This is a genomic window from Streptomyces sp. NPDC031474, assembly GCF_055581185.1.
In genome coordinates this window covers 148,217-172,488 of the sequence record NZ_JBVIJX010000005.1, presented here as the reverse complement: position 1 = coordinate 172,488, position 24,272 = coordinate 148,217, and the positions used below count along the sequence as shown (strand labels likewise).

The window sequence follows — 24,272 nt, the reverse complement described above, 5'->3', positions numbered from 1 at the left end:
CGACCGTGTCGTTGCCGCATGTGCTTTCGCAGGGATTATCAGCCGAGAAGGACGACACGGCCGACGGAACCGCGCGTCTCGCTCAACGCAATGGCCTTCGTGTACATCTGCTACATTCATGACATGAGTGAGCCGGTGGTTGAATCCATGGCCGAGGTCCGCAGCCACCTCGCCGACGTAATCGATCGCGCGCGACGGGAGGAAACCCCGACGATCATTACTCGGCGCGGCAAACAGGAAGCTGTCGTGATCGACATTCAGGAGTACCAGCGTCTGCGACGGATCGCGGAAGACGCCGAGGAGGCATGGCTCAAACAGTTGGCCGACGAAGCCGAGTCCGAGGGCACGGAAGGGTCGGTCTCGCTCGAAGAGATGGCCGCCATGCTCCGCGCCGATCAGGGCTGACCCATGGGGTACGTCACGCGCTTCACACCGCACGCCCAGCGGGACATGCTCAAGGTTCCGCGCCCGGATGCCCTGCGCATCCTGTACCGCCTCGCTGAACTGCAGAAGGCGATGAGCGCAGGGGACACAGCCGCGTTCGACATCAAGGCCCTCCAAGGACACGACGCCCGCTGGCGGCTCAGGGTCGGCGACTACCGCGTTGTCTACACCGTCGAGGACGGCCAGCTCATCGTGTGGGTCCTGGCTGTCGGCAATCGTCGCGATGTCTACCGTCAGGTTCCATAGGGGAGGCGAAAGCGGGACGTGGGGGGGGTTGCCTGCCCCACACGCTTCCAAGCGTCTGGCCTGCGGCGGGCCTACCTGAGGCCTGAGTACGTGTACCCACCCCGCGTCCGCAGCCGCACCGATGCCCCGGGCAGCCCGGCCGATCTACGGTGCCGTCATGCCCGAGGAGATCGTCCCCACCGCCACCACCGCAGACGCCACCGACGCCACTGCCGCCGTCGTCACCGCCGCTGTCCCGAGGCGCGTCACCGTCGCGCAGGCCTTCGGGATCGGCTGTGCGGCGCTGCTCGCCATACCGCTGCTCCTCGCGCTCGTCGTGGTCGTCTGGATCGCCGTGGTGACGAAGGACCCGTCGGACTTCCCGCGCGTCGCACCGAAGGAGATGGCGAGCCGCGCGGTCGAGCGCTCCCAGGAGGCGTACGACGTCCTGGGGTTCACGCGCACCATCAAGCCGGGCGTCGAGAAGGTGGGCGTCTCGCCGGAGAACACGCTCGGCTCGGACTCCTGCTACCGGGGCGGCCTGACGGACGAGACGGTCGACGGCGCGTACCGCATGTACCACAGCTGGGCCCTCGACCACGTCCCCGCCGAGCAGGCGAGCGCCGGCCTGCGCCGACTGCGCGACCACCTCGAGGACACCGGCTGGGACATCACCTCGTACCGGGAGAACGTGTCCGGCGACTACTGGGACCTGTACGCCTCGCGCTCGGACGGGGACGAGCGGATGTCGTTCCAGTGGTTCGAGGACCGCGGCTACTTCACCGGCGGCGCCTCCACCCCCTGCGCCGTCGACCCCGCCTGGCGGCAGGGCGACGACGAACCCGCCGGGGACGACCTGACCCCGCCCGACTTCGGACCCCGGACGTCCTAGAGGCAGGCGGCGGTCATACGGGCAGACGGAGGTCCTAGAGGTAGGGCGCGAACCCGTCGAGCAGGCCCAGCACCTCCGTCTCACCGGCCGGCGGCAACTGCACCACGACCTCCTCGATGCCCAGCTCCGCGTAGTACGCGAGCTTGCCGGGGGACGGCTGGACGGCGTACGGCACGACCTGGAGGGCGGACGGGTCGCGGCCGGCGTCCGCCCAGGCCGTGCGCAGGGCGGGCAGCGACTCGGAGAGGCCGCGGCCGCCGATCGGCAGCCAGCCGTCGGCGTACTCGCAGATGTGCGAGAACAGCTTCGGGCCCGCGGCCCCGCCGACGAGGGTGCGGGGGCCGGTGACCGGTCCGCGCGGCTTCTGCACGGGCTTGGGGTACGCCGTGCTGGCGCGCACCCCGCCGTACTCGCCCTCGTACGCCGTCGGTTCCTCCGCCCACAGGGCCTGCATCAGCCGCATCCGGTCCCGGACCAGTTCGCGGCGGGTGCGCCACTCGACGCCGTGGTCGGCGGCCTCCTCCACGTTCCAGCCGTAACCGAGGCCCAGGGTGAGCCGGCCGCCGGAGAGGTGATCGACGGTCGCGATCTGCTTGGCGAGGTCGATCGGGTCGTGCTGGGCGACGAGAGTGATGCCGGTGCCGAGACCGAGCGTCTCCGTCACCGCCGCCGCCTGGCCGAGGGCGACGAAGGGGTCGAGGGTGCGGCCGTACTCGCGGGGCAGGTCGCCGCCGGCGGGGTAGGGGGTGGTCCGCTCGACCGGGATGTGCGTGTGCTCGGGCAGGTAGAGCCCGGCGAAGCCGCGCTGCTCCAGCTCACGGGCGAGGCGGGTGGGGGTGATCGTCTCGTCGGTGAGGAAGATCGTGACGGCGATGCGCATGGGCGGGCCTTTCGCTGCGTACGGCGACTTCTGGGGGTGTCTGGGGGTGTCTGGGGGTGTGTCTGCGGGTGACGTCCTCATCTGTACCGGGAGACGGGGCGGGTGTCCATACCGACTGGTCGGCATCACGCCGAGGGCGCGGCCACTCTACTGGCGTACATGACATCCCGACGGACGCCGATTCCCTTGCCGTCCACGGGAGTTCACCCGGACCCGAGAGACTGGAACGCATGTGTGAGGACGCCCACCCCATCGCACGCCGAGCCCTCTTCGTGACGGGCGCCGCGACCGCGCTTACGTTGGGAGGCGTGAGCTTCGCAGCGGCGGCCGGCCAGAAGCAGAGGGCTCAGGGGGCCCAGGAGTCCCACACCCTCCGAGGCGCCCTACCCACCGGATCACCGGATTTCGTCTACGTTCCGGTGGAAGTCCCGTCAGGCGTACGGGAGTTCAGGGTCGCGTACACCTACGAGCGGCCCTCCGTCCCGGCCGGCACGCCCGGCAACGCGCTCGACATCGGCGTCTTCGACGAACGCGGCACCGAGCTGGGCGGGAAGGGCTTCCGGGGCTGGTCCGGGGGCGCCCGCAGCGAGTTCTTCATCCGGTCGGACGAGGCGACGCCCGGGTATGTCGCCGGCCCGGTCCGGAAGGGCACCTGGCACCTCGCCCTCGGCCCCTACACGGTGGCGCCGGAGGGCCTGCCGTACGAGATCACGGTGACGCTGACGTACGGCGAGCCGGGGGCGGCCGCAGCGCCGTCGTATCCCTCCTCCCGGGCGAAGGGCCGGGGCCGCGCCTGGTACCGGGGCGACTGCCACCTCCACTCCTGGTACTCCGACGGCCGCCGCACTCCCGCCGAGATCGGCGCGCTGGCGCGGGCGGCAGGGCTGGACTTCGTCAACACGTCGGAGCACAACACGCATGCGGGGCACGGGGCTTGGGCGGACGTGGCGGGCGACGACCTGCTGGTGATGCTGGGCGAGGAGATCACGACGAGAAACGGCCACGTACTGGCGCTGGGCACGGACCCCGGCACGTTCGTGGACTGGCGCTACCGGGCCCGCGACAACCGCTTCGGCCGCTTCGCCCGCCGGATCCGACGGGCGGGCGGCCTGGTCGTGCCGGCGCATCCGCACGCGACGTGCATCGGGTGCGGCTGGAAGTTCGGGTTCGGTGAGGCGGACGCGGTCGAGGTGTGGAACGGCCCCTACACACCGGACGACGAGGTGGCGCTGGCGGAGTGGGACGCGATGCTGGTGGCGGGGGTGCGGGGCGGTGCCAGCACCGGTGCCGGCACCTGGCTTCCGGCCATGGGCAACAGCGACGCGCACCGGGATCCGGACGTGGTGGGACTCCCCCAGACGGTGGTCCTGGCCGACGACCTGACCCGGGAGGCGATCCAGGAAGGCATCCGGGCGGGACGGTCGTACGTGGCCGAGTCGAGCAGGATCTCCCTCTCCTTCACGGCGACGGGCGGAAAGGCCCAGCACGCGGGCATCGGCGAACGCCTGAAGGTCGACGACGACACCCCGGTGACCGTCCGCCTGGAGGTCACCGGCGCCCCCGGCTGCACGGTCCGCTTCGTGACCGACCAGGGCGTGCTGTTCACGAGCGCCGCGTTGCCGGAGTCGGGCGCGGGTGTGGCGCAGTGGCGTACGACGGCCGCGTATGCGGCGTACGTACGGGCGGAGGTCCGACACGAGGCGACGACACCCCCACTCCCGGGCGCGTTGGCGGCGTTCACGAACCCCGTGTTCCTGGGCGGGCGGGGGTAACGGGCAGGGGCAACAGGCAGGGGTAACGGGCAGGGGCAACAGGCAGGGGTAACGGGCAGGGTTGACGCAGGCCGGTTCCAGACGCGTTCACGACACACTCGGCGAAGATGAGCATGATGCCGAAGTCGACACGCAGGAACGAGAACGTGAGCATGAAGGCCCTCGGGAAGCGTCGAGGCCGAGGCCGCACCGCTGTGCAGGCCGCGACGCTGCCCCTGCTCCTCGCCTTCACCACCGCATGCCAGACGACCACGCCGGCCGAGCGCCCGAGCACCGGTGGGGCGAGCTTCAGCATCCGCTATGCCCAGCCGTCGAGTTCGGACGCGGCCGACGCCGCGTTCCTCCGCAAACGGAGGCTGCCGGAGGAAGCCGCGCGGAGCGTCACCGCTCTCGTCGACGTGAGTCCACCGGTCGCGATGGTCGTGCGGTCCTGCAACGGTGAGGGATCCGCCTACGACCCCGACACCCGTCTTGTGGAGGTCTGTTACGACGAGATCTCCGAAACGCGGAACCTGTATCAGGACGCCGGACAACCGCTCTCCGAGGACACCCTGTCCGCCGTCATGCTGGAAACCCTGTTCCACGAGAGCGCACACGCCGTCCTCGACGCCCTCGACCTCAAGGGGAGCGGCCGGGAAGAGGACTTCGCCGACCAGTTCGCCGCCCTCATGCTGCTCCGCCAGGGCGTGCGGGGAGAGGACAGACTGCTCGCCGCCGCCGAGACATGGCGACTGTCCGCGATCACCTACGAAAACGTCGACGACGGCCAGGCGGACGAACACTCCACGGACCACCAACGCGCCGTCAACCACCTCTGCCACGTCTACGGAGCCGCCCCGGCACGTCACCAGAGTCTGGTCGACCCGCACGCACTCCCCCCAGACCGAGCGCGCGGCTGCGCAGGGGAGTGGAAGACCGTACAAACCACCTGGCTGAACACCCTCGGCCGACATGCCAAACAGGACGCCGGGGGATCTTCCATGCCCCCACCTTGATCATTTTCAGCGGGTTTCGAGGTTGTGAGTCATGCATGCGAGGACGCTGACGGCGGTGCGGTACTCCTCCGCGGTGATGCCGGTCATGGACAGTTCGCGGAAGGCGCTGATCCGGTCCTCAACGGCGACGAGGCGCCGGCGGCCGTTCGCGGTGAGCTCCAGTCGGCCAGGTGCGGGGCGGGTGGCCCAGTCGTCAGCGAGAACGGTGTCGATCGCGGCGGTCAGGGTGCAGAGGTCGGCGTTGGGTGCGAGGGCCGTGTGGACGTCGGTGTCGGCGGCGTCGGGCGTGTCGCGGATGACGTTGAGGACCTGCCAGGCGGTCCGGGTGAGGCCGAATTCGTCGAGCATGCGGTTCATGTAGCGGGTGAGGGCCTTGTCGGTGCGGTTGAGCCAGTAGCCGAGGGGCTTCATGGTGATGGGCTTCATGGTGATGGTCCTTCAGTGAGGTCGGCTGGGCCGAGCGGGGCGCGGGAGCGGCGGCAGTCAGCGCGCGGTGAACGCGGTGAACGCGGCGGCGTTCTCGGTCGCCCATTGCCGGAAGGTGCGCGCGGGCGTGCTGAGCAGGGTTCGGGTGGTATCGGCGATGGGGGCGGGACCTGCGGACGCGGCGGCCCAGAGGGCGAGCAGGGAGCCGGCCATCGGGGCCGGCATGAAACGGCTCATCTGCTGCTGGGCCTGCTCGTGGGTGATCGCCTCGACGCGGATGTCGCGGTCGAGGACCTCGGACAGGACGGCGATCTGCTCGCGGAAGGTGAGGGATTGGCAGCCGGTGAGGGTGAGCGCGCGCCCGCGGAGGGCGGTGTCGGTCAGGGCTTCGAGGGCGATGTCGGCGATGTCCTCGGGGTGGATGGGCGCGATGTGCGCCTCGGGGTAGGCGAGCTGGATCGGCAGGTCGTGCCCGATGAAGTAGGACCAGCCGAGGGCGTTGCTGGCGAAGGCGTCCGGGCGCAGGAAGGTGCAGGGCAGGCCGGAGGCGGTCAGGGCGCGCTCGACGTGGAGGCTGTGCGAGGCCAGCGGGTCGGTCTCGGCATCGGGGGCCAGGACCGAGGAGGAGGACAGCAGGAGGACGTGCTCGACGCCGACGGCCCGTGCGGTCTCGACGAAGGCGTCGATGCCGTCGGGTTGTGGATAGAGGAAGACCTGGCGTACGCCGTCGAGCGCGGCCGGGAAGGTCTCGGACCGGCTGAGGTCGACTTCGGCGACCTCGACGCCGGTCGGGACGGCCAGCTCGGCGGGCTTGGCGCTGGTGGCGCGGACGGGCAGGCCGGCGGCGTGCAGGCGGTTGACGACGGCCTGGCCGACCTTGCCGCGGGCGCCGGTGATGAGGATGGTCATGGAAACTCCCAGAGGTTCGTCGCAAAGCATGCTCCTAAACATATGCATGATTGCATGCACATAATTTCGGGTCAACACATGCCTTCCGAAGCTCATGGACATTACGATGGGTGCATGACGACGAACGAGCCGCAGACGGCCGAGGAGCTGCTGAACGCCGTGGGTCCCGCGTTCTCCAAACTGCGCCGCACCTCGCTGCTGGAGGTCGAGAACCCCATCTCGGCCAAGGACCTGGGCCGCACCCTGGTCCTGAACATCGTCCTGGAGCACACCAGGGACTCCGACAAGGAGATCACCGTCGGAGCGGTGGCGGAACTCCTCGGCGTCGACCCCTCGGTCGCCAGCCGGATGGTCACCGACAACATCAAGGCCGGCTACCTGATCCGTGCCGCCTCCCAGCAGGACGGCCGCCGCACCGTCCTCCTGCTCAGCCCCGAAGGCGCCGACCTCATGGCGCGCTTCCGGCGCCACCAGCGCTCAGCGTTCGAGTACATCACCGCCGACTGGGTCGAGCGCGACCGCCTGGAGTTCGCCCGCCTCATGCTCAAGTACGTCGACTCCCTCGCTCAATTGAACGATCGCGGCCTGACTGAGGACACCAAAGGACCCTGACCACAGGCCGGTCTCCCAGCGTGCGACCCGGCGACCCGGACAATTCGGCCGCCGCACCGGCGAGTTGAGGGACCCTGCTACGTTCCGAGCCCGGGCTCGCACACCGCAGGACGAGGACCCCCATGACGTACACGCCGCCGGACATCAGTTGTTGACACTGCTCGCCCACCTGGCCGAGGAGACTCCGGTCAGCTCCCGCTTGCGCACCGCCCACGCGCCGGCATCATGTTCAAGCCCCTGGCGGGAACGCACCACCAGATCACCCGCGGCCGGCGAGCCCAGGAACACCCCCACTGCCGGGCGCGTTGGCGGCGTTCACGAACCCGGTGTTCCTGGGCGGGCGGGTTAACGGGGGCGGCTCGATGGAGACAGCGACTCAGTCCACAACCTGTGGATCACGAAAGTAGAAGACGACCGTCACACCCATGCCGGGGGTGTGCGTGTACACGACCGTGATCGCCTCGGCCGAGTCGCGGGCGAGGGGTGTCGTGTACGTGTACTCCACGGAGGGGGGCCGCCACCCGGGGATCTCACGCCCCGCAGCCGGATCGCGGGCGATCTCCGCAAGCGCCTCCCGGACGACGTCCCGCTCCCCCTCCGTCAGATCACCGAACGCCTTCTTGGCGGGCTCGGCCTCCTCCAACGGGACTTCGTTCACCTGCCGTCGCCTCCCGAGCGCGCGTCCTCCAGGGCTGCCATGACCTCGGGCGAGTTCCTGATCAGGATGCGGTGCCGGTACGCCCGCACCACCGCTGCGGCGCCCTCGAGGTCGTTGGTCGGGGAAGCCCCTATGGCCGCCGCGAGCTCTTCCTCGAACCGTTCCCTGTCCCCCGGAAAACCGTAGCGGCTGAGCGCGCTGCGCAGGTCGTCCACGGTCGAAATGTCCGGGAGAGGCATCCCTCCCCAGCCGTGCTCGGGCTGTGCGCTCATGGTCTGCTCCTGGTGAACGGTCATGGCTCCACTTCCCAGTATGGGGCTCCCCCACCGGGCCGGGCAGCGCATACTCACCTCGCCTCGCCCCCGCAGTCCGCCCACAGCAGCTTGCCGCCCTTCGACGCGCCCAGGTGGCGGAGCACCGAGACGCCCATGTCGTCCGCGCACGCCCGCACCAGGTGCAGGCCTCTGCCGTGTTCGTCGTCCACCGGCGGGGTGGCACCGAGAGGGTCGCCCTTGAAGCCGGGAGGGACGCGCGGATCCGTGTCCCAGACGGCCACGCGGACTCCGCCCGGCCGGGTCGACATCAGGCGGAGGGCGTAGGAGCCCTCGGTGTGCAGGTGCGAGTTCGCCAGCAGCTCTGCGGCCACGAGTTCTGCGGTGGGAGTCAGCTCGCCCAGCTCATGCGCGGTGAGGATCAGTCTCAACGCGCCCCTTGCGATGCCCGGTGCGCGTGGATCACGGGGAAGGTGCAGGGTGTAGTTCCAGGACGGGGATACGGTGGCCATCGGAAGTCTCCGGTAACTGAGGGGAGTTGGATGGATGCCTGGTGTCGATGCCGTGGCGTCCCACGGTGCGCTTCCGGGCGTGGGCCCATCAACGAAGATAGAGGCACTGCAAATTACATTTGCCTAAATCCGAGATACTCCACTCGCATTTCCCTCATGCGAGTGACCGCGAATGGAACAGGCGTCCAGGAGGAGCGCACGTGGCCGCAAGACCCCCTCTCACAGCTCGCCGCCACCGACTCGCTGTGGAACTGCGCAAGTTGCGGGAGCGCGCAGGCCTGACGGCGACGGAGGCCGCGCGCACGCTCGGCACCAGCCAGGGGCAGCTCAGCAACGTGGAGTCCGGCCGATTCGGCGTGAGCCCCGAGCGGGTCAGGGCGCTGGCCCACGCGTACACATGCTCGGACCCTGCGTTCATCGACGCCCTTGCCGACATGGCAGCTGACAAGACACGCGGCTGGTGGGAGACGTTCCGGGATGTGCTTCCGCCGGCACTCCTGAGCATCGCGGAACTGGAGCATCACGCCACAGCGCTGTGGTCTGCCAACACCGTCCACATCCCGGGTCTGCTCCAGACCACGGATCACGCCCGCGAGATCTTCCGACAGGTCGTACCGGAGTTCTCACGATCGGACGTCGAGCTGCGGGTGAGCCACCGGCTCCAGCGCCAGGCACTCCTGGACCGCAACGATCCCACCCCGTTCCGCGCCATCATTCACGAAGCCGCTCTCCGGGTGCCCGTCGGCGGCCCCTCCACCGCCAAGCGACAGTTGGAGCATCTGGTGGAGCAGAGCGAACGGGATCACATCAGCATCCACGTGATCCCGTTCGCCATCGGCGCCTATCCCGGATCCGGGCAGAACATCCACTACGCGTCCGGCCCCGTGCCCCAACTCGACACGGTCTCGCTGGACCAGTCCCATGGACCTGCGCTCCTGGACGCAGAGGCACAGTTGGAGATGTACCGCATCCTGCTGGACCGCATGGAGCGCGTGGCATTGGAGCCGTCCGAGTCCCGTGACTTCATCCACGACCTCATCCACGACCTGTAAGGGGAGAAGATGACCACCGGCACCTGGCAGAAGTCGTCCTACTGCGGGCAAGGCGAATCGTGCGTCCACATATCCGCGACGCTCACCCCCGCCACCATCCATCTCACCGAATCCGCCGACCCCTCCCAGACCGTCCTCACCACCACCCCCTCCGCCTTCGCCGCGCTGCTCGGCTCGCTGACGGGGTCGCTCAGCGCACCGTGACCTTGTAGACGAAGGTGCCGGCGCCCTCGTGGCAGCACCGGCACCCGGGAAGCTTCGGCTGTGGCCTAGCGGTCGACCTCGTACTGGCCGACCTCCACGAAGTAGCGCAGTTCCTCCGGCGTACCGTCGATGACTTTCTCGGCAGCCGCGCGGAGGGCGGCGCTGATCTTCGGGTTGGCGAGGATGCGGAACACGGCGACGCGGTCGTCCTCGGCCTGGGCCAGGCGGAAGCCGGTCTCCAGGAAGGCGCGCAGGGCCTCCGGGGTGCCGGCGTCGAGGGCCCTGTTGGCCTCCCGGACGACCGCCTTCCCGGACTTCTTGTCACCCAGGATGCGGAACACGGCAACGCGGTCGTCCTCGGCCTGGGCCAGGCGGTAGCCGGTCTTGAGGAAGGTGCGCATGTCGTCCGGGGTGCCGTCGAGGGCGGCGCTGGCCTCTCGGAGGACCCTCTTGCCGGAGTCCTTGTCCCCCAGGATGCGTGCGATCGCGATACGGAGTTCCTCGTCGGACATCTCGTCCACCGGCGTATCGGTCGCCGCCGTCGCGGTCGCGGTCGTCGCGGTCGTCGCTGTGGCCGCCGTCGTGCCGGCGGCGAACGCCGGGGTGGCGAAGAGGACGGCCGGGGTCAGGGCGATGGTCGCGACGAGCAGGGCGGCGCGATGCTGCTTCATGGGTGTTCCTCCGTGGTCCGGCAGTCGATGCGGAGATTCTCGCCGTTGAGCTGTTGAGCACCAACACATTAAGGAGGAGCAACTCCCGCTGCCGTAAAGGTGGTTACGTGGGAGGTAATCGCGTGAAGCCGTCCCCGCCACCGAGAATGGCGGTCTCGCCGCGCCGGCAGGGCGCGGTGTCCGACGTCATCAGGGAGGAGTCGGTCATGTCGTCCGGCACGCCTACTGTCACCACCCGCGCCGCCGTCGAGGAACTGCTGCGGCGGATCGGGGAGGGGGATCCGGAGCGGATCGCCGAGTTGTACGCCGAGCACGGGGACTGGAAGCTGGACTGGCCGCAGGACGAGCACGGTCGTCAGCACAGCGCCACGCCGTGGATCCGGCACCGCTCCAGCCGTGCCGACGCCGCCGCCCACTATCGCGAGCTCGCCGCGCACCACGTGCCCGGGCAGGCGGCGACCGAGATCGAGCGGATCCTCGTCGACGGGAACGACGCGGTCGTCCTCGGCGAGATCCGCCAGACCGCCCGCTCCACCGGACGCGCCTACCGCGCCCGGTTCGCCCTGCACCTCACCTTCGAGCAGAGCAGCGGCCTCGTCGTCCGCCACCACGTCTATGAGGACAGTCTCGCCGTCGCCCGGGCCTTCGACACCGCATGATCCGGTCGGCCGCACGGCCTGGACGAGTGAGTCCGATGTCTGCGCCCGCCGCGACCATGGCCAGGTCCGGAGCGAAGCACGCCCTAGAACTTTTCCCGATTCCTGTCACATCCGCGTGCGCCGATCCGTCAGTGCTGTGAAGACGCCAACCAGGCCGAAGCAAAGGAGCGCAGCCATGACGAACTCCTCCATCTCCCGGATGCCCAACCCGGCCGAGTTCGTGCCCGAGCTGAACGACATCAGCGCCGCACTCTTCCGGGCCACGGGGAACCGCTCGGTGCCGCGCACCACGATGAACCTCGTCCACCTGCGTGCCGGGCAGATCGTCGGCAACACCTACCTGACGGTCCTGAACACCGGCTTTCTGCGCAAGGCCGGGGAGTCCGAGGAGCGCATCACCGCTGTCTCCTCCTGGGTGGACGCCCCGTATTTCACCGCCGCCGAGCGCGCCGCCCTCGCCTTGACGGAGGCCACCCTCCAGCCGGCACCGCACGGCAAAGAGCGCGTCTCCGACGAGCTGTACGCCGAGGTGGCGAAGCACTACGACGAGAAGGCACTGGCCACCCTGACCATCGCGATCGGCCAGATCAACTTCTTCATCGCCCTGGCCGTCATCGGCAAGCCGCAGCCGGTCAGCTCCCTCGCCGATGAGCAGTGGGACTGAAGTGACGGCCAACTGACCGCCGTCAGATGATCGCCGTCTCCCCCTCCGCCAGATCCGCGACCACCGCCGCGTGGTCGGAGGGCCAGACGCCGTCCACGGGGCCCTGGCCCGCCCGCTGGACGCGGCGGACGTGGCCCTCGCCTGCCGGGCCGGGCGGGCCCACGTGGATGTAGTCGATGCGGGCGGGCGGCTCCAACAGGCGGGCCGCGTAGGGGTTTTCGGGGGTCCAGGTGGCGGCGGGCGCGGTGGGGTCGGCGTAGTCCCAGGCGTCGAACATGACCAGGCCGGGGACGGCCGGCGCGGTCCTCGTGCCGGCGAAGAGACGCACCTCGTCGGAGTCCGGCCAGGCGTTGAAGTCGCCGGTGACGACGGGCGGCCACGGGGTGCCTCCGCGGTGCCGGGCGACCAGCTCCGCGAGGGCCGTGACCTGGGTGCACCGCACCGCGGACGCCTGCGCGGCCGAGGTGAGGTGCGTGGTGAAGAAGGGGATGTCGAACGCGGGGGCGGCCACGCGCGCGTAGAGGGCGAGGCGGCCGTCGGCCAGGTCGGCCGGCGCGGGCAGCAGCAGCGTCTCCTGTTCCGTCACCGGCCAGCGGCTCAGCACCGCGTTGCCTATGTCGACCGAGCCGGCATCCGCGTCCGCATCCGCGATCCGTGCCCGCCAGCGGTCCGGGGACGGCGACGCGGCCCACGTGCAGTGCAGGCCCAGCTCGTCGGCCAGCCATTGCGCCAGGTTCTCGCCGCCGGCCGCCCACACCTCCTGCAGTCCGACCACGTCGGGGCGCAGCTCGCGCAGCACCGCCAGGATCGCCTTCTGCCGTTCCCGCCACGGGCCGAACCGCCACCACAGGTTCCAGCTCACCACGCGCATGTGCAGCCACCCGCTCTCGTCACTCCGACGGCGTCGGAGGATCATTGAAGCAACAGCAGCAATCCTGCGTGCGAAGGAGTCCCACCGATCATGGCCCCGCCCAGCGACCTCCGGTTCCGCGCAACCACAGCGTTCCAGCGGCACGTCGCCAACCCGCTCATGCGCCGCCTGCCGTTCCACACCCTCCTGGAGACCACCGGCCGGGTCTCCGGCAGGCCCCGCCGCACCCCGCTCGGCGGCCGCCGGGTCGGCGACGCCTTCTGGCTGGTCTCGGAGTTCGGCGAGCGGTCGCAGTACGTCCGCAACATCCAGGCCGATCCACGGGTGCGGGTGCGGATCGGCGGGCGGTGGCACAACGGCACCGCCCACCTGCTGCCCGACGACGACCCGGTCGCCCGCCTGCGCACCCTCCCCAAGGCCAACAGCACTGCCGTACGGGCCCTGGGGACGGGGCTGCTGACGATCCGGGTCGATCTCAGCGACTGAGGTGACGGTGGTGACTGAGGTGACTGAGGTGGCCGAGGTGACTGGGGTGGCCGAGGTGGCCGGGGGTCACTTGGCGGGCTTGTAGAAGGCGTACGTCGCCGAGTACGGGACGCTGACCTGGTCGGCGCCGGTGCAGGCGGTGGTCGGGGCGACGCCGCCGGCCGTGTCGAGGCGCTGGATGTAGGTGACGTCGGCGAAGACCCCGGCGCCGCGCGTGGCCGTGGCCTTCAGCAGCAGCTCGGGGATGGTGCCGGCCTTGGGGGACGTGACGAGGGCGGCGGCGTTCACCGCGCTGCCGTCCACCGTGGACACCCAGACCGGGCCGCGGGAGTGCAGGGCGACCGGGCGGTGGGCGCGGTCTCTCTTGTAGGACAGGGTGGCGGCGGGCTCCAGGAGCTTCCAGGCGCCGTCGGTGCAGGTGTACGTCTGAACGCCCTTCGCGGCGAAGACGCCCGTCAGCCGGTTGCCGTCGGGCACCTTGAGCGCGGCGGGCGCGTCGACGTGGGCGGTCGCGGACTGCGCGGGCGCGGCGTGGCCGGCCGTCGTGCTCAGCAGGGTGCCGGCGGTCGCGACGGCGAGGGCCGTGGTGGTGAGGGCGAGACGTTTGGCGAGCTTCATCTGGTGCATGGGGTGGTCTCCGAACGATTTCCGGACATGTTCACGGCGGGGCCGGACACGGTCCGGTCCCCTGCGCCCGGAGGCTACGGGTCCGCGGGCGATTCCGACGCCTGTTCGGCGTTCTCTGAACGATCTCTGCACGCCCGGGACAGTCCTCATGGCTCAAAGGGCAAGCAAACGGCACCTGTTGTTCACCCTGGCCACGTCACTCTCGCCCCGGCCACGTCACTCTCGCCCCCGCCAGAGCACTCTCACCCCGGCCAGACGATCGACTGCACCTCGCTGTAGGCGTGCAGCGCGTACGAGCCCACGTCCCGCCCCACCCCGCTCTTCTTGAACCCGCCGAACGGCGCCTCCATGTTGCGGCCGGCCGTGTTCACGCCGACGCCGCCCGCGCGCAGCCGGCGCGCCACCCGGAACGCCCGGGCCACGTCCGAGGACCAGACGTAGTCGATGAGGCCGTAGTCGCTGTCGTTGGCGAGGGCGACGCCCTCCTCCTCGTCGTCGAAGGGGATGACGACGACCACCGGTCCGAAGATCTCCTCCCGGGCCACTCGCATGTCGTTGGTGCAGTCGGCGAGAAGGGTCGGGGCGACGTAGAAGCCCCGTTCCAGGGCGGGGCGTTCACCTCCGGCGACGACCACCGCGCCCTCCTTCCGCCCCAGTTCCACGTACGACTCCACCCGGTCCCGGTGTGCGGCCGAGATGACCGGGCCGACCACGGTGTCGGGCTCCCGCGGATCGCCCACCTTCAACCGCCTTGCGTACACGGCGAGTTGATCGACGAGCTGGTCGTACACCCTGCGGTGTGCCAGCACCCGGGTCGGGGCCGTGCAGATCTGGCCGCTGTAGAAGGAGAAGGTCGTCCCGATGCCCGCGACCGCCGAGGCGACGTCCGCGTCGTCGAGGACGATCGCCGCGCCCTTCCCGCCCAGCTCCATCAGCTGGCGCCGCATGTCCCGGCCGCACACCTCGGCGATGCGCCGGCCCACCGCCGTGGAGCCGGTGAAGCTCACCATGTCGACGTCCGGCGACGACACCGCCGTCTCACCGATCTCGACCGCGCGCCCGGAGACGACGTTGACGACCCCGCGCGGCACGCCCGCCGCCTCCAGCGCCTCCGCCATCCGGTAGACGGACAGGGGGTCCTGCGGCGCGGGTTTCACCACCACCGTGTTGCCCATGGCGAGGGCGGGGGCGATCTTCCCCGCCGGGTTCGCCCACGGGTTGTTGTAGGAGGTGATGCACGTGACGACGCCGACGGGCTGCCGGACGGCCACCGCGCCCATCACTCCCGCCTTCCCCATCGGGCCGGCCTCGTTGATCTGCGGCGGGATCGGCCACTCGGCGGGCTCCACGCGCGCGTAGCGCTTGAAGCGGCCCGCGCCGATCCCGACCTGCATGGCGCGCGCGGTGCCGGTCGTGGCGCCGGTCTCGGCCTGGGCCAGCTCCGCGTACGGCAGCAGCCGGGCGCGGATGATGTCGGCGGCCCGGCCCAGCACCGCCGCGCGTTCCTCCGGCCGGGTGCGCGACCACGGGCCGAAGGCCTCGCGGGCCGCGGCGCAGGCCGCGCGCACCTGATCCCGCGAGGCCTCCGGGGCCAACCCGACGGTCCCCTCGGTCGCCGGGTCGACGACCTCGTAGTGGCCGCCGTCCGGTTCGGCCCAGACCCCGCCCACGAAGAGCCGCTGCCCGTCGGTCACCGGGTGTTCACCGTCCTGGTGTCCCGCCCCGAGCGCAGCACCCGTCCCGGTACGGCGCCGGTGACGACGTCGTCGCGGATGGCCGCCACGCCGTTGACCCAGACCGCCCGCACCCCGATCGCCTTCGAGTCCAGCCGCGGACTATCACCCGGCAGGTCGTGCACCAGGGTGGCCTTGCCCGCGTCGATGCGCTCCGGGTCGAACAGGACGAGGTCCGCGTGGAAGCCCTCCTGGATCCGGCCCCGCTCGCGCAGTCCGAAGAGCCGCGCCGGGTCGTCCGTCAGCATCTTCACCGCCTGCTCCAGGCCGGCCAGTTTCCGGCCGCGCAGACAGTCGCCGAGGAAGCGCGTGGTGTACGGCGCCCCGCACATGCGGTCCAGGTGCGCGCCCGCGTCGGAGCCGCCGAGCAGGACGTCCTCGTGGGTCCAGGCCTCCGCGCGCAGCGCCCACGAGTCGGGGTCGTTGTCCGTCGGCATCGGCCACAGGACCGTACGCAGGTCGTCGGCCACGCAGATCTCGACCAGGCAGGCGAACGGGTCGAGGCCGCGTTCGGCGGCGATGTCCTCGACGACCCGTCCGGTGAGGCCCTCGTTGGCCGCGCTGTAGGTGTCGCCGATGACGTACCGCCCGAAGTTGGTCAGCCGTCGGAAGACGCCGGCCTCCTTCGACCCGGCGTGCCGCAGCAGCTCGGCCCGGACGGACGCATCCCGCAGCTTCTCGATCCGCTCGGGGACGGGCAGGCCGAGGACCGGCCCCCAGCCAGGGATCAGGTTCAGGGCGCAGAACGTGCCCAGGGACATGTTCATCGGCGTGAGGATCGGCATGGTCAGCGCCACGACCCGGCCGCCGGCCTTCCGCGCCCGCTCGCTCGCCATGAGCTGCCGGGGCACCCGCTCCGGGACGGCCGAGTCGATGGTGAGGACGTTCCAGTTCAGGGGGCGTCCGGCCGCCGCGCTCATCTCCACGAACAGGTCGATCTCGGCGTCGCTGAACTGGTCCAGGCAGCCCGCGACGATCGCCTCGATCTGCGTGCCCTCGTGCTCGCCGACGGCCCGCGACAGTGCCAGCAGCTCGGCGGGCAGGGCGTGCCGGGACGCGACCGGCTGCCCGTCCCCGTCGGAGTGGGTCGAGGACTGCGTGGTGGAGAACCCCCACGCCCCCGCGTCCATGGCCTCGTGCAACAGCCCGACGATCTCGGCGAGCTGCTCCTCGCTTGGCTGGCCGCCCACCGCGTCCGGCCCCATCACGTACCGCCGTAGCGCGCAATGCCCCACCATGAAGCCCGCGTTGACCGCGATCCGCCCTTCGAGGGCGTCGAGATACTCCCCGAAGCCGCTCCAGGTCCAGGGCGCGCCCTCCTCTAGTGCGATCAGCGACATCCCCTCCACCTTGGACATCATGCGGCGGGTGTAGTCGGCGTCGGCGGGCCGGGCCGGATTGAGCGGCGCGAGCGTGAACCCGCAGTTCCCGGCGGCGACGGTCGTCACCCCGTGGTTCAGGGACGGGGTGGCGTAGGGATCCCAGAAGAGCTGGGCGTCGTAGTGCGTGTGCGGGTCGACGAACCCGGGCGCGAGGACGAGCCCGTGAGCGTCCTCGCTGGTCCGCGCCTCCTCGGTGACCGTCCCGATGACGGCGATCCGCCCGTCCCGGATACCGACGTCGGCGACACGGGCGGGCGCGCCGGTCCCGTCGACGACGGTCGCGCCCTTGATGACGTGATCAAGCATGCGGTTCCCTCCTCAACTCCGGGGAGATCGGGATCTTTCAGGGGCGATTACACGCCCTGCCGGAACCGCGTGGTCCGATGAACCGGATCCGTGTCGATCTTCGGAATCACGTGCTCCCCGATCAACCGGATCGTCTGCAGCGTCTGCTCCTTCGGCACCCCCACCGGCAGCCCGAAGCTCAGCTGATCGGCGCCGGCCTGCTCCCACCGCTTGCACTGCGTGAGCACTTCGTCCGGGTCGCCGCAGATCAACAGCTCCTCCTCGACGAGGAGTTCGACGAACTCGGCGTTGTACGCGGGCAGCGTCTCGGGCCAGACGGGGAAGCCCTCGGGCCGCGGGAAGGTGTCGTGGTACCGGAACACCAGCGACGGCAGGTAGTGCAGGCCGCCCTCGACGGCGATCCGGATCGCCTCGTCGTGCGTGGGCGCGCAGATCGCCGTCGTCGTCACCATCACGTTGTCGTTGACGAAGTCACCGATCGGCTCGGCGTTCACGACCGCCGTCTTGTACTGCTCCAGCACCCACTCCATGTCGGAGACCTTCTGGATGCTGAACCCGAGGACGCCCAGGCCCTTGCGCGCGGCCATCGCGTACGACGGCGGCGACCCGGCCGCGTACCACATCGCCGGGTGCGACTTCCCGTACGGCTTCGGCAGGATCTTGCGCGGCGGCAGCTGCCAGTGCTTGCCCTGGAAGCCGACGTACTCGTCCTGGAGCCACATCTTGGGGAACTCGGCGATGGTCTCCTCCCAGATCTCCTTCGTGTAGTTCATGTCGGTGATGCCGGGGAGGAAGCCGAGGATCTCGTGCGATCCGGCGCCCCGTCCGCTGCCGAACTCGAAGCGGTTCTCGGTGAGGTGGTCGAGCATGGCGACCTTCTCGGCGACCTTCACGGGGTGGTTGACCTGGGCGAGCGGGTTGAAGATGCCCGAGCCCAGATGGATCCGGTCCGTCGCGTGTGCGAGATACCCGAGGAAGACGTCGTTGGCGGAGAGGTGGGAGTACTCCTCCAGGAAGTGGTGCTCGGAGGCCCAGGCGTACTTGAAGCCGGACTTGTCCGCCTGGATGACGTACTCGGTCTCCTCCATCAGCGCCTTGTGCTCGGCGAGGGGGTCGGTCTCGGCGCGCTTGCCCACGTATCCCTGTACAAAGAGCCCGAATTCCACGGAGGTTCACCGTCCCAGGTCCTGGATTGGGGTCCATTTCGGTTACCTGACGATCCGTCAGTTCGGTTGGATGGTCAATACCTGACGACCAGTCAGATGATGGAGACGCCCGCCAGCCAGCCCCCGTCGATCACGAACGGCTGCCCGGTGATGTACGAGGAGTCGTCCGAGGTGAGGAAGAGGGCGAGCCTGGCCACCTCCTCCGGCCGCCCCACCCTGCCCAGCGGCACGAGCTTGCGGTACAGGCCGTCGAGGGCCTTCGAGGTCTCCTCGGGGTCCGCGTCCGGGTCCAGGAGGGACGGGTTGGACATCGCGGTGTCGACGGCGCCGGGGCACATCGCGTTGACCCGGATGCCGCGCGGCGCGAGCTCCAGGGCGGCGACCCGGGTGAGCCCGAGGATCGCGTGCTTGGTCGCCGCGTACGAGCCCACCGCCGCCATCCCGGCCACGGCGGTGTACGACGCCGTGTTGACGATCGTGCCGCCGTCCGCCAGCACGGGGGCGGCCGTCTTCACGCCCAGGAAGCAGCCGACCTGGTTGACCTGTACGACCTGCATGAACTCGTCGAGGGGTGTGTCGACGAGGGCGTTGAAGCGCAGGATGCCGGCGTTGTTGACGAGGCCGTCGAGACGGCCGTAGGCGTCCTGCGCGGCACGCACGGCGGAGTGCCAGTCGTCCTCCCGCCCCACGTCCAGGTGCACATACAGCGCGCCGATCTCCTCGGCGAGGGCCGCGCCCTGGTCGTCCAGGACGTCGGCCACGACGACCTCGGCCCCCTCCGCCCGGAACAGCCGGGCCTCCTGCTCCCCCTGGCCCCGCGCGCCCCCGGTGACGAGGACGACCCGTCCGTCGAGCTTGCCCATGGCGGCCTCCTTGGCATCGCTTCGCTGGGACCGGCATCGTAGCGCCGAATCTGACTGATCGTCAGATATACGTCGGACCATTGCACAAGCACACACCAAGTGACCTGCCAGTAGGGACATTTGACTCTGTCCACAGGCTGTGCAGAACCCCAATAATCCACAGCGGCACCGCAAAGACACCCCCAAGAACGGAAAATGATATGGCCAAAAGAGGCAGGAAATTCAAGAACAAGAAGATCCGGTTCGTCGCGATCGGCGCGGCACTGGCGACCGGCGGCGCCGTCGTCGCGCTGCTGCCGTCGGCGAACGCGGCCGACGCGAAGACTCCCGAGCAGATCATGACGATGTGCAACAGGTCGTCGGTAGTCAACGGCAAGCAACGGTCGGTGAGCGATTTCAACGGCGACTTCGCGGCTAATTTCCAGGCCGACAACTGCGACTACGTCGAGACGAATTTCGAGACCTTCGACGGCCCCACCGAGAAGTCTTCCATCGATTTCCCGAACTGCGAGCCGAACGCCACCGATCCGGCGAAGGTGTCCGTCACCTGGTCGGCCACCGTGGCCCAGGGCAAGGGCAAGTACACGGAGACCAACCAGGGCGGTGGTGGCGGCCTCTTCGGAGTCCTGACCGGATCCTGGGTCAGGCACAAGAGCACTCTGGACATGACCGTGAATTCGGCCACGGCCAGCGCCACGGAACAGCGTGAGGTGCCGGTCGGCAAGGTACTCCACATGGAGTTCACGCCGAAGATGCAGCGCATGACGGGTGAATGGCGGGTGCGGATCGACGCCCGTTCCGCGACGACCGTCACCAACGCCACCCCCGAGCAGAACTTCGTGGCGCCGGAAGTCGTCGAGGGTCCCCGGGTCCTGCCGGGCGCCGCGGGCGGGCCGGGAATCGCCGACGGCACCTCCAAGGCGGTCCTGGAGGACTGCTGATCCCGGCAACAGCACAGAAAGTACCGGCCAGACCCGCACGCCACCCTCAGGAGAATCCATGACCACCCCCGCCACGCGCACCCGAAGGCACCGCAGCAAGAAGAAGCGCGTCACCCTCGTCCTGGCACCCGTCGCGGCCCTCGCGGTGATCATCCCGCTGATGAACGAGGCGGGCGCCGCCACCCCGTCCGAGGTGACCTCCGACTGTGCCTCGGACTCCGACAAACTCGAGAAATGCGAGTTCGTCGACGTCCAGTTCAAGGCGAACAGCCTCGGACCCAACGAGCGCGTCTCACCCACGGTCCAGAACTGCGGGACGACGACCGCGGCAACCAGCACCTTCAGCGTCAGCACATCTGTCACCAGAGTGATTCAGCTGCAGGAGGGATTCACCGCGAGCTCCGAAACCTCTCTGGGCGGCTCCATCTTCGAGATCGGCACGAAGTTCAGCACCTCCGAGTTCAAGGTCACGCGCGACGACAAGGCGACCGCCCTCGCGTTCAGCCGCTCCGACACCGTGAAGCCGGACAGCATCGGCTTCTTCATGTGGTCACACAAGCGCACGGACGTGAGCGGTTTCCTCAAGGCCACGTACAAGGAGGCGCAGGACGGCAAGAAGGTGTTCTTCTCGCCGAGCGAGGGCGCCACGTCGGTCCATGTCTTCTATCCGCAGATCCTGAACAACGGTACGCCGGACGGTCGGCTGTGGCTGCGCAACGTGAAATGCGGCACCCCCGAGGCGAACGCACTGCTGAATTCCTCCGGCGGCGTGAGTCTGCAGGAAGTGGGAGACGGGGCCGAGGACCTCCGCGCGGAGCCCGGATTCGGCGAGGGCGGCGCCAACGTCACCGACGTGGAAATCCCGGCCTCGGAAATTCCCGCGCCGTAGCCGGAAACCGTCGAGAACCAACGGGTTCTCAAGTGCGAAGCACGGGCGTGGCCGGGGTGGCTCCCAGCCACCGCAGGACCGCGTCCGTGCTGCCCCGCGCGTCCAGCTTGGCGTAGATGTTGCTGAGGTTGTTGCGGACGGTCTTCTCGCTCAGCCGTAATCGCAGCCCGATCTCCTGCGCGCCCAGGCCGGTCGACAGCAGATCCATGACCTCCCGCTCGCGCGGCGAGAGCAGCGACCGCAGCCGCTCGATGGCACCGGCGGCCGTCGGCAGCCGCCGCGCCCCCTCGCGCAGGGCGGCACAGGCGGTCGGCGAGAGGTAGGTGTGGCCGACGGTGGCCGCCATCACCGCCGAGGACAGCATGTGGGGGCAGTAGTCGCCCTCGACCAGATAGCCGGCCCCGCCCCGGAAGACCTCGACGACCGTGTCGGTGTCCGAGCACGCGCTGACGACGATCACCGGGACGCCGCGGTCGCCCAGCGCCCTCAGCAGCGCCGGGAAGGCCTCCACGGGCTCCTCGCAGCGCAGCACGACGACGTCCACCGCGCCCTCGCGCAGGGTGTCGTAGGGCGGGGTGGCCCTTACCACCCGCTCCACGTAGGGGTCGTCCGGGGCGGGCCAGCCGTCGTGCGGCCAGTCGCCCTCCGCGCAGGCGAGGGCGACGGAGAGTCGCGGGAAGGATCGCTCGGTGGATCGCTCGGTGGATCGCACTGGTGAGGTCCTTCCGCCGGAGCTGTCACGCCCGTACGTCCTTACATACGCGGCCCGGCGTGGACATGTTCAAACCTTCAAGAAGCAAGCAGTGGCCCGGCCTCCGCCCCGAACTCGGTTATCTGGTCGGTGAGTTCGGCACGGCTTCGGCAGCGGAACCGGACCTGGATCTGGATCTGGATCTGGGACGATCACGGTTCATGAGCGTGGCGCTTTGAGCCTGCTGGCACACAAGAAGACTTTTACCAATTTTGGGGCAACCGAGAGGCACTGCTGGGGATTCTGACGTATCGCAATCCTGCGATCGATGGGGGACACGAGATGGAACCTCATGAAGTGAAGGGCTATCGGCCTCGGTCGGCGGCCTTGGATCGGCTGTCCGGCTGGGCTCCGGCTACAGCACTCCTCTTGGCCATGACCACGTCCTGCACCGGCTCCGCACCGGGGGAGGGGGCCGCCGGGGGCCCGAAGCCTGGCGCGGCAGGGGTGGGTGATCGGCTTTTTCCAGCGCTCGGCAATGGTGGCTACGACGTGGCGCATTACGGGCTGACACTGGATTACGTTCCGGAGACCAACCGCCTGAAGGGCACAGCAGTCATCACAGCGCGGGCCACCCAGGACCTGAGCCGCTTCAACCTCGACCTGTCAGGGCTGCACGTGCGCACCGCCACGGTGCAAGGCTCCGAAGCCCAACTCCATCGCAACGAAGATGAGTTACTGGTAACGCCGGCGAAGACAGTCAAGGACGGAGAGACCTTCAAGACGGTCGTCACCTATGACGGCACCCCACGCATGCTTGAAAGCGACGATGGCGGCTTGGAAGGCTGGATCGAAACCGATGACGGCTCGACGGCCCTGGGACAGCCGACCGGCTCCACGACCTGGTTTCCGGGCAACCACCACCCCTCGGACAAGGCCGCGTACGACATCAGGGTCACCGTGCCCAAGGACTCGGACGGCGACCCCTATGACGTGGTCAGCAACGGCAAGCTGATCACGGAGAAGGACAACGGTGAGACGGTGACCCGGCACTGGCGCACCGAAGAACCCATGGCCAGCTACCTCGCCCACATTTCCGTCGGCCACTTCGAGATCGACAAGGCCGCGACCGACGACGGACTGCCCGTCTTCGTCGCCATCGACCCCGCCGAGTCGGGAGAAGCCGGCGATGTCAAAGTTTTGGTGCCCGAGATCATCGGCTGGGCAAGCGAACGTTTCGGTCCTTACCCCTTCTCCTCCACCGGTGCCATCATCGACCACCTGCCCGAGCTCGACTACGCCCTGGAGACACAGACCAAGCCCTACTTCGGCGAAGTGCCGGACGAGACTCTGCTCGTGCACGAGCTGGCGCACCAGTGGTTCGGCAACTCCGTCACCCCACGCATGTGGAAGGACATGTGGCTCAGCGAAGGCCTGGCCACCTACGCGGAGTGGCTCTGGGAGGAGGACCAGGGCGACAGAAACACCGACGAAATCTTTGAGGACTTCTACAACGGCACGGATACCGAGAGCAAAGGCATCTGGGCTTTCCCTCCGGCCGATCCGCCCAGCGGAGGGCTTGTCTCTGACCCGCCCGTCTACGGACGCGGTGCCATGGTCGTGCACAAAGTGCGCGAGGCCGTCGGCGACGGAACCTTCTTCGACATTCTCCGTACTTGGACCCAACAACACCGGTACGGCAACGTTGACACCCGGCAGTTCATCGCCCTGTGTGAGGGCAAGTCCGGGAAGAACCTGACTGAGCTCTTCGACGTATGGCTCTTCGGCAAGAAGAGGCCACCCCGGATGTGATGAGAGCTGTCTGATGCGAGAAGGGCTCTCCCCTGACGGGAAAGAGCCCTTCTCATGCCGACGAGCCCCGCGCGCCTTGCTGGGTTGGTGGTCCCGTCGTCTGTGGATTTGTCAGTCATTTCTCGTGTACTTGATGACCTTTACATAGCCGTCGACATTGAGTCGGATCGTGACCCTCAGCGGGCGTCCATTGAGCTGGTCGGTGGGCTTCGTTTGAGAGAAACACCCTCGCTGGAAACCCGTGTTCAGCGGCGAGGATGCACAGTTCACGTCTCCGATGTTTCTCGCGCTCGGGTTCCAGTTGATGCGTATTGTTGTGTTTGCTTCGCCGTTTATTTGGATTCTGCTTCCTGAGTTGTTGACCAGGACGAGTACGGCTTGAGCATCGTTACTCGCGTTCTTAATGATGCAAGCGCGGAAGCGAATACCGTCTCCAGCGGGATGGTCGACGACTGGTCCGCACTTCCAGTTCTCGTCTGTGTCACCGACTTCCTGCCATGTAACGAGACGCGGTTGGGCGATGGTTGCCACAGCTGGTCCTGCGCTCAACAGGAAAGCACCTGTGGCGGCAATTACTGCGACCAGGGTCTTCGTGACGTGTTTCATGGTTTCCTTTCACCCGTGCGGGGCCCTACGCGCCGCGTGGTAGAGATTGCCT

Annotated in this window: 30 protein-coding genes; 15 read left to right on the top strand and 15 right to left on the bottom strand. The window is 68.9% G+C overall.

The features are described 5' to 3' along the window. Window positions 1–123: 123 nt before the first annotated feature. The 3 genes from ACZ5SK_RS11505 (at window position 124) to ACZ5SK_RS11495 (ending at window position 1,561) form a co-directional block, all read left to right on the top strand. Complete coding sequence (locus ACZ5SK_RS11505) at window positions 124–405, top strand: type II toxin-antitoxin system Phd/YefM family antitoxin (RefSeq protein ID WP_457494283.1); 282 nt, start codon at window positions 124–126, stop codon at window positions 403–405. A gap of 3 nt (window positions 406–408) precedes the next feature. Then, window positions 409–690 carry a type II toxin-antitoxin system RelE family toxin gene (locus tag ACZ5SK_RS11500; protein ID WP_334579109.1) on the top strand — a complete coding sequence of 94 codons (282 nt, stop codon included), beginning with the start codon at window positions 409–411 and terminating at the stop codon, window positions 688–690. Between the two features lie 157 nt (window positions 691–847). Continuing rightward, window positions 848–1,561, top strand: coding sequence for a hypothetical protein (locus ACZ5SK_RS11495; protein ID WP_457494284.1), 714 nt, complete (start codon window positions 848–850; stop codon window positions 1,559–1,561). Between the two features lie 34 nt (window positions 1,562–1,595). Here ACZ5SK_RS11495 and ACZ5SK_RS11490 read toward each other — a convergent pair whose 3' ends face one another. After that, on the bottom strand, window positions 1,596–2,441 hold the full coding sequence (locus ACZ5SK_RS11490) for an LLM class F420-dependent oxidoreductase (RefSeq protein ID WP_468416612.1): 846 nt from the start codon (window positions 2,439–2,441) through the stop codon (window positions 1,596–1,598). A gap of 230 nt (window positions 2,442–2,671) precedes the next feature. Here ACZ5SK_RS11490 and ACZ5SK_RS11485 point away from each other — a divergent pair, with 230 nt between their 5' ends. After that, on the top strand, window positions 2,672–4,213 hold the full coding sequence (locus tag ACZ5SK_RS11485) for a CehA/McbA family metallohydrolase (protein ID WP_361702360.1): 1,542 nt from the start codon (window positions 2,672–2,674) through the stop codon (window positions 4,211–4,213). A gap of 107 nt (window positions 4,214–4,320) precedes the next feature. Continuing rightward, window positions 4,321–5,208, top strand: coding sequence for a DUF4344 domain-containing metallopeptidase (locus tag ACZ5SK_RS11480; protein ID WP_468575857.1), 888 nt, complete (start codon window positions 4,321–4,323; stop codon window positions 5,206–5,208). 6 nt (window positions 5,209–5,214) lie between these two features. On the opposite strand, the gene ACZ5SK_RS11475 is transcribed toward ACZ5SK_RS11480, so the two are convergent. Both ACZ5SK_RS11475 and ACZ5SK_RS11470 read right to left on the bottom strand, forming a co-directional pair. Further along, complete coding sequence (locus tag ACZ5SK_RS11475) at window positions 5,215–5,634, bottom strand: MarR family winged helix-turn-helix transcriptional regulator (RefSeq protein WP_334579104.1); 420 nt, start codon at window positions 5,632–5,634, stop codon at window positions 5,215–5,217. Between the two features lie 57 nt (window positions 5,635–5,691). Continuing rightward, a complete protein-coding gene (locus tag ACZ5SK_RS11470) occupies window positions 5,692–6,543 on the bottom strand; it encodes an SDR family oxidoreductase (protein ID WP_334579103.1) in 852 nt (283 codons plus the stop codon). 114 nt (window positions 6,544–6,657) lie between these two features. Between ACZ5SK_RS11470 and ACZ5SK_RS11465 the strand changes: the two genes are divergently transcribed. Next, entirely contained in the window at window positions 6,658–7,155 is a 498-nt protein-coding gene (locus tag ACZ5SK_RS11465) for a MarR family winged helix-turn-helix transcriptional regulator (protein ID WP_334579102.1), read from the top strand. Between the two features lie 376 nt (window positions 7,156–7,531). Here ACZ5SK_RS11465 and ACZ5SK_RS11460 read toward each other — a convergent pair whose 3' ends face one another. The 3 genes from ACZ5SK_RS11460 to ACZ5SK_RS11450 all read right to left on the bottom strand — a co-directional run bounded on the left by ACZ5SK_RS11460 (window position 7,532) and on the right by ACZ5SK_RS11450 (window position 8,597). Further along, window positions 7,532–7,813, bottom strand: a complete 282-nt coding sequence (locus ACZ5SK_RS11460) for a hypothetical protein (RefSeq protein WP_334579101.1) — start codon at window positions 7,811–7,813, stop codon at window positions 7,532–7,534. Next, window positions 7,810–8,085 (bottom strand): hypothetical protein, encoded by a 276-nt coding sequence (locus ACZ5SK_RS11455; protein ID WP_334579100.1) that lies wholly within the window; start codon window positions 8,083–8,085, stop codon window positions 7,810–7,812. The genes ACZ5SK_RS11460 and ACZ5SK_RS11455 overlap by 4 nt, the downstream gene beginning before the upstream one ends. 74 nt (window positions 8,086–8,159) lie before the next feature. Next, complete coding sequence (locus ACZ5SK_RS11450; RefSeq protein WP_334579099.1) at window positions 8,160–8,597, bottom strand: ATP-binding protein; 438 nt, start codon at window positions 8,595–8,597, stop codon at window positions 8,160–8,162. 200 nt (window positions 8,598–8,797) lie between these two features. Between ACZ5SK_RS11450 and ACZ5SK_RS11445 the strand changes: the two genes are divergently transcribed. Beyond that, on the top strand, window positions 8,798–9,649 hold the full coding sequence (locus ACZ5SK_RS11445; RefSeq protein ID WP_443041270.1) for a helix-turn-helix domain-containing protein: 852 nt from the start codon (window positions 8,798–8,800) through the stop codon (window positions 9,647–9,649). A gap of 9 nt (window positions 9,650–9,658) precedes the next feature. Further along, window positions 9,659–9,853: a DUF397 domain-containing protein gene (locus tag ACZ5SK_RS11440; RefSeq protein ID WP_334579097.1), complete on the top strand. Its 195-nt coding sequence runs from the start codon at window positions 9,659–9,661 to the stop codon at window positions 9,851–9,853. A 65-nt stretch (window positions 9,854–9,918) separates the two neighbouring features. Here ACZ5SK_RS11440 and ACZ5SK_RS11435 read toward each other — a convergent pair whose 3' ends face one another. After that, a complete protein-coding gene (locus ACZ5SK_RS11435; RefSeq protein WP_334579096.1) occupies window positions 9,919–10,524 on the bottom strand; it encodes an ALF repeat-containing protein in 606 nt (201 codons plus the stop codon). Between the two features lie 206 nt (window positions 10,525–10,730). Here ACZ5SK_RS11435 and ACZ5SK_RS11430 point away from each other — a divergent pair, with 206 nt between their 5' ends. Then, complete coding sequence (locus ACZ5SK_RS11430) at window positions 10,731–11,183, top strand: nuclear transport factor 2 family protein (protein WP_361702350.1); 453 nt, start codon at window positions 10,731–10,733, stop codon at window positions 11,181–11,183. Between the two features lie 175 nt (window positions 11,184–11,358). Beyond that, window positions 11,359–11,847 (top strand): carboxymuconolactone decarboxylase family protein, encoded by a 489-nt coding sequence (locus ACZ5SK_RS11425; RefSeq protein ID WP_334579094.1) that lies wholly within the window; start codon window positions 11,359–11,361, stop codon window positions 11,845–11,847. Between the two features lie 22 nt (window positions 11,848–11,869). Here ACZ5SK_RS11425 and ACZ5SK_RS11420 read toward each other — a convergent pair whose 3' ends face one another. Further along, window positions 11,870–12,718: an endonuclease/exonuclease/phosphatase family protein gene (locus ACZ5SK_RS11420; protein WP_468416620.1), complete on the bottom strand. Its 849-nt coding sequence runs from the start codon at window positions 12,716–12,718 to the stop codon at window positions 11,870–11,872. 90 nt (window positions 12,719–12,808) lie between these two features. Here ACZ5SK_RS11420 and ACZ5SK_RS11415 point away from each other — a divergent pair, with 90 nt between their 5' ends. Further along, the gene (locus ACZ5SK_RS11415) at window positions 12,809–13,204 is read left to right on the top strand and encodes a nitroreductase family deazaflavin-dependent oxidoreductase (protein ID WP_319674942.1); all 396 of its coding nucleotides are present in this window, start codon (window positions 12,809–12,811) and stop codon (window positions 13,202–13,204) included. 66 nt (window positions 13,205–13,270) lie between these two features. Here ACZ5SK_RS11415 and ACZ5SK_RS11410 read toward each other — a convergent pair whose 3' ends face one another. From ACZ5SK_RS11410 to ACZ5SK_RS11390, 5 genes are all read right to left on the bottom strand, one after another. Beyond that, window positions 13,271–13,822 carry a DUF3455 domain-containing protein gene (locus ACZ5SK_RS11410; protein WP_334581290.1) on the bottom strand — a complete coding sequence of 184 codons (552 nt, stop codon included), beginning with the start codon at window positions 13,820–13,822 and terminating at the stop codon, window positions 13,271–13,273. A 251-nt stretch (window positions 13,823–14,073) separates the two neighbouring features. Next, the gene (locus ACZ5SK_RS11405; protein WP_468575855.1) at window positions 14,074–15,525 is read right to left on the bottom strand and encodes an aldehyde dehydrogenase family protein; all 1,452 of its coding nucleotides are present in this window, start codon (window positions 15,523–15,525) and stop codon (window positions 14,074–14,076) included. After that, window positions 15,522–17,252: an N-acyl-D-amino-acid deacylase family protein gene (locus tag ACZ5SK_RS11400; protein ID WP_457494290.1), complete on the bottom strand. Its 1,731-nt coding sequence runs from the start codon at window positions 17,250–17,252 to the stop codon at window positions 15,522–15,524. The genes ACZ5SK_RS11405 and ACZ5SK_RS11400 overlap by 4 nt, the downstream gene beginning before the upstream one ends. A 47-nt stretch (window positions 17,253–17,299) precedes the next feature. Beyond that, window positions 17,300–18,418: an LLM class flavin-dependent oxidoreductase gene (locus ACZ5SK_RS11395; RefSeq protein ID WP_334579090.1), complete on the bottom strand. Its 1,119-nt coding sequence runs from the start codon at window positions 18,416–18,418 to the stop codon at window positions 17,300–17,302. Window positions 18,419–18,510: 92 nt separating this feature from the next. Further along, a complete protein-coding gene (locus tag ACZ5SK_RS11390) occupies window positions 18,511–19,281 on the bottom strand; it encodes an SDR family NAD(P)-dependent oxidoreductase (RefSeq protein WP_334579089.1) in 771 nt (256 codons plus the stop codon). A 200-nt stretch (window positions 19,282–19,481) separates the two neighbouring features. Here ACZ5SK_RS11390 and ACZ5SK_RS11385 point away from each other — a divergent pair, with 200 nt between their 5' ends. Further along, window positions 19,482–20,222, top strand: coding sequence for a hypothetical protein (locus tag ACZ5SK_RS11385; protein ID WP_334579088.1), 741 nt, complete (start codon window positions 19,482–19,484; stop codon window positions 20,220–20,222). A 58-nt stretch (window positions 20,223–20,280) separates the two neighbouring features. After that, window positions 20,281–21,111: a hypothetical protein gene (locus ACZ5SK_RS11380; RefSeq protein WP_361702343.1), complete on the top strand. Its 831-nt coding sequence runs from the start codon at window positions 20,281–20,283 to the stop codon at window positions 21,109–21,111. Window positions 21,112–21,139: 28 nt separating this feature from the next. Here ACZ5SK_RS11380 and ACZ5SK_RS11375 read toward each other — a convergent pair whose 3' ends face one another. Beyond that, the gene (locus tag ACZ5SK_RS11375; protein WP_334579086.1) at window positions 21,140–21,823 is read right to left on the bottom strand and encodes a response regulator transcription factor; all 684 of its coding nucleotides are present in this window, start codon (window positions 21,821–21,823) and stop codon (window positions 21,140–21,142) included. A gap of 59 nt (window positions 21,824–21,882) precedes the next feature. On the opposite strand from ACZ5SK_RS11375, the gene ACZ5SK_RS11370 reads away from it, so the two are divergent. Both ACZ5SK_RS11370 and ACZ5SK_RS11365 read left to right on the top strand, forming a co-directional pair. Continuing rightward, complete coding sequence (locus ACZ5SK_RS11370; protein ID WP_334579085.1) at window positions 21,883–22,041, top strand: hypothetical protein; 159 nt, start codon at window positions 21,883–21,885, stop codon at window positions 22,039–22,041. Window positions 22,042–22,237: 196 nt separating this feature from the next. Next, window positions 22,238–23,614 (top strand): M1 family metallopeptidase, encoded by a 1,377-nt coding sequence (locus tag ACZ5SK_RS11365; protein WP_334581289.1) that lies wholly within the window; start codon window positions 22,238–22,240, stop codon window positions 23,612–23,614. A gap of 111 nt (window positions 23,615–23,725) precedes the next feature. Here ACZ5SK_RS11365 and ACZ5SK_RS11360 read toward each other — a convergent pair whose 3' ends face one another. Next, on the bottom strand, window positions 23,726–24,220 hold the full coding sequence (locus tag ACZ5SK_RS11360) for a hypothetical protein (protein WP_334579084.1): 495 nt from the start codon (window positions 24,218–24,220) through the stop codon (window positions 23,726–23,728). Window positions 24,221–24,272: the final 52 nt, after the last annotated feature.